Here is a 3,111-nt window from a genome sequence, read left to right on the forward strand (position 1 = left end):
AAGATCCTCGGTGCCACAATCGATCAAAACGCGCACGCGGAGCTGGTTTAACAAACTGGCTGCTGAAATTTAAGCGAGGGCGATCATGGCAGAACTGACCACGTTGGCCCGACCTTACGCTAAGGCAGCCTTCGAGCACGCCCAGGCCCACCAGCAGCTGGCCTCTTTGGTCAGCCATGCTCGGCCTGGCTGCAGCAGTGTCGCAAGACGACACCATGCAGCGCGTGCTCAAGGCCCCGCGCCTGACGAGCGCAGACAAGGCCGCCACTTTTATTGAAGTGTGCGGCGACAAGTTTGATGTGAAGGTGCAGAACTTCATCCACGTCATTGCCGAAAACGACCGTCTCCCGCTATTGCCGGAGATCGCCGCTCTGTTCGACCTGTACAAGGCCGAAGCAGAGAAATCGGTAGACGTTTGAAGTGACCAGTGCTTTCGCATTGAACCAAGAACAGCAAGACAAACTCGCCAAGGTTCTCAGTGCACGACTCAATCGGGAAGTGCGCCTGCAAGCTTCGGAGGACGCATCGCTTATTGGTGGTGTTGTTATCCGTGCCGGCGACCTGGTTATCGATGGCTCGATTCGCGGCAAAATCGCGAAACTTGCCGAAGCATTGAAATCTTGAGTTTGAAGGGGCAGCAGAGCAATTGCAGCAACTCAATCCTTCCGAAATAAGTGAAATTTATCAAGGGCCGCATCGACAAGCTCGATGTGACCTCCCAAGCCCGTAACGAAGGCACTGTCGTCGTAGCGTATCTGACGGCATCGTGCGGATTCACGGTCTGGCCGACGTCATGTACGGCGAGATGATCGAGTTTCCGGGCGGCGTCTACGGTATGGCCCTCAACCTGGAGCAAGACTCCGTAGGTGCCGTTGTATTGGGCGCATACACAGTCTGGCTGAAGGCATGAGCGCCAAGTGCACAGGCCGCATCCTGGAAGTTCCGGTTGGTAAGGAACTGCTGGGTCGCGTAGTCGACGCACTGGGTAACCCTGTTGACGGTAAAGGTCCACTGGGCAACACCGAGACCGACGCGGTCGAGAAAGTTGCTCCAGGCGTGATCTGGCGTAAGTCGGTAGACCAGCCTGTACAGACTGGCTACAAGGCTGTCGATGCCATGATCCCGGTCGGCCGTGGCCAGCGTGAGCTGATCATCGGTGACCGTCAGATCGGTAAAACCGCTCTGGCCATCGACGCGATCATCAACCAGAAAGACAGCGGCATTTTCTGCGTCTACGTAGCCATCGGTCAGAAGCAATCGACCATCGCCAACGTAGTTCGCAAGCTGGAAGAAAACGGCGCCCTGGCCAACACGATCATCGTGGCTGCCAGTGCTTCGGAATCTCCTGCGCTGCAATTCCTGGCACCGTACTCCGGTTGCACCATGGGTGAATTCTTCCGCGACCGCGGTGAAGACGCGCTGATCGTTTATGACGATCTGTCCAAGCAAGCAGTGGCTTACCGCCAGATTTCCCTGCTGCTGCGCCGTCCACCAGGCCGTGAAGCCTACCCAGGCGACGTGTTCTATCTCCACTCCCGTCTGCTGGAGCGCGCATCCCGCGTTTCCGAAGAGTACGTAGAGAAGTTCACCAACGGCGCAGTGACCGGCAAAACCGGTTCCCTGACCGCACTGCCGATCATCGAAACCCAGGCTGGCGACGTTTCCGCGTTCGTTCCGACCAACGTGATTTTCCATCACCGACGGTCAGATCTTCCTGGAATCGGCCATGTTCAACTCGGGCATCCGCCCTGCAGTGAACGCCGGTGTTTCGGTATCCCGTGTGGGTGGTGCCGCTCAGACCAAGATCATCAAGAAGCTCTCCGGTGGTATCCGTACCGCTCTGGCTCAGTACCGTGAACTGGCGGCATTCGCCCAGTTCGCTTCTGACCTGGACGAAGCGACCCGTAAGCAACTTGAGCATGGTCAGCGCGTTACCGAGCTGATGAAGCAGAAGCAATACGCCCCAATGTCGATCGCTGACATGGCGTTGTCGCTGTATGCCGCTGAGCGTGGGTTCCTGACCGACGTTGAAATCGCCAAGGTCGGCAGCTTTGAACAAGCGCTGATTGCTTACTTCAACCGCGATCACGCCGAATTGATGGCGAAGATCAACGTGAAGGGTGACTTCAATGACGATATCGACGCTGGCATGAAAGCCGGTATCGAGAAGTTCAAGGCCACCCAAACCTGGTAAGCCGCAGCGGGAGCCGCAAGGCTTCCGCTTGCTAACCTGATAGGTGTTACATGGCAGGCGCAAAAGAGATTCGCAGTAAGATTGCGAGCATCAAAAGCACGCAAAAAATTACCAGCGCCATGGAAAAAGTGGCGGTCAGCAAAATGCGCAAGGCACAAATGCGCATGGCTGCTAGCCGTCCTTATGCGGAGCGTATCCGCCAGGTAATTGGGCATCTGGCCAACGCCAACCCGGAATACCGCCACCCGTTCATGATCGAGCGCGCCGTCAAGCGTGCAGGTTATGTGGTAGTGAGCAGTGACCGTGGTTTGTGCGGTGGTCTGAATACCAACCTGTTCAAGGCCCTGGTCAAGGACATGGCGGTAAACCGCGAAAACGGCGTCGAGATCGATCTGTGTGTTGTTGGTAGCAAGGGTGCGGCCTTTTTCCGCAACTTCGGCGGTAACGTCGTTGCAGCTATCAGCCACCTGGGTGAAGAGCCGTCGATCAATGATTTGATCGGCAGTGTAAAGGTGATGCTGGATGCGTACCTGGAAGGCCGGATTGACCGCCTGTCCGTGGTATCCAACAAGTTCATCAACACCATGACCCAGCAGCCAACCGTGGAGCAATTGATTCCACTGGTGGCAACCCCGGATCAGGAACTCAAGCACCACTGGGACTACCTCTACGAACCAGACGCCAAAGAGCTGCTTGACGGCTTGATGGTGCGCTACGTGGAGTCGCAGGTGTACCAGGCGGTGGTCGAGAACAACGCAGCTGAACAAGCGGCGCGGATGATCGCGATGAAAAACGCTACCGATAACGCCGGTGATCTGATCAGCGATTTGCAGCTGATCTACAACAAGGCGCGTCAGGCTGCGATCACCCAAGAGATCTCGGAAATCGTCGGCGGCGCTGCCGCGGTTTAACGGTTT

The 3,111-nt window shown here is 56.7% G+C and carries 1 protein-coding gene and 3 pseudogenes; all 4 read left to right on the top strand.

Annotation, left to right across the window (positions count from 1 at the left end):
- Positions 1–73, top strand: a pseudogene (locus tag DQ405_RS26325) (F0F1 ATP synthase subunit B); the annotation flags it as partial.
- Positions 74–85: 12 nt separating this feature from the next.
- Positions 86–624 (top strand): annotated as a pseudogene (locus tag DQ405_RS26330) (F0F1 ATP synthase subunit delta).
- A gap of 22 nt (positions 625–646) precedes the next feature.
- Positions 647–2,194 (top strand): annotated as a pseudogene (gene atpA, locus DQ405_RS26335) (F0F1 ATP synthase subunit alpha).
- Positions 2,195–2,244: 50 nt separating this feature from the next.
- Positions 2,245–3,105, top strand: coding sequence for a F0F1 ATP synthase subunit gamma (atpG, locus tag DQ405_RS26340; RefSeq protein ID WP_005792602.1), 861 nt, complete (start codon positions 2,245–2,247; stop codon positions 3,103–3,105).
- Positions 3,106–3,111 lie beyond the last annotated feature (6 nt).

Source organism: Pseudomonas sp. SST3 (assembly GCF_003325755.1).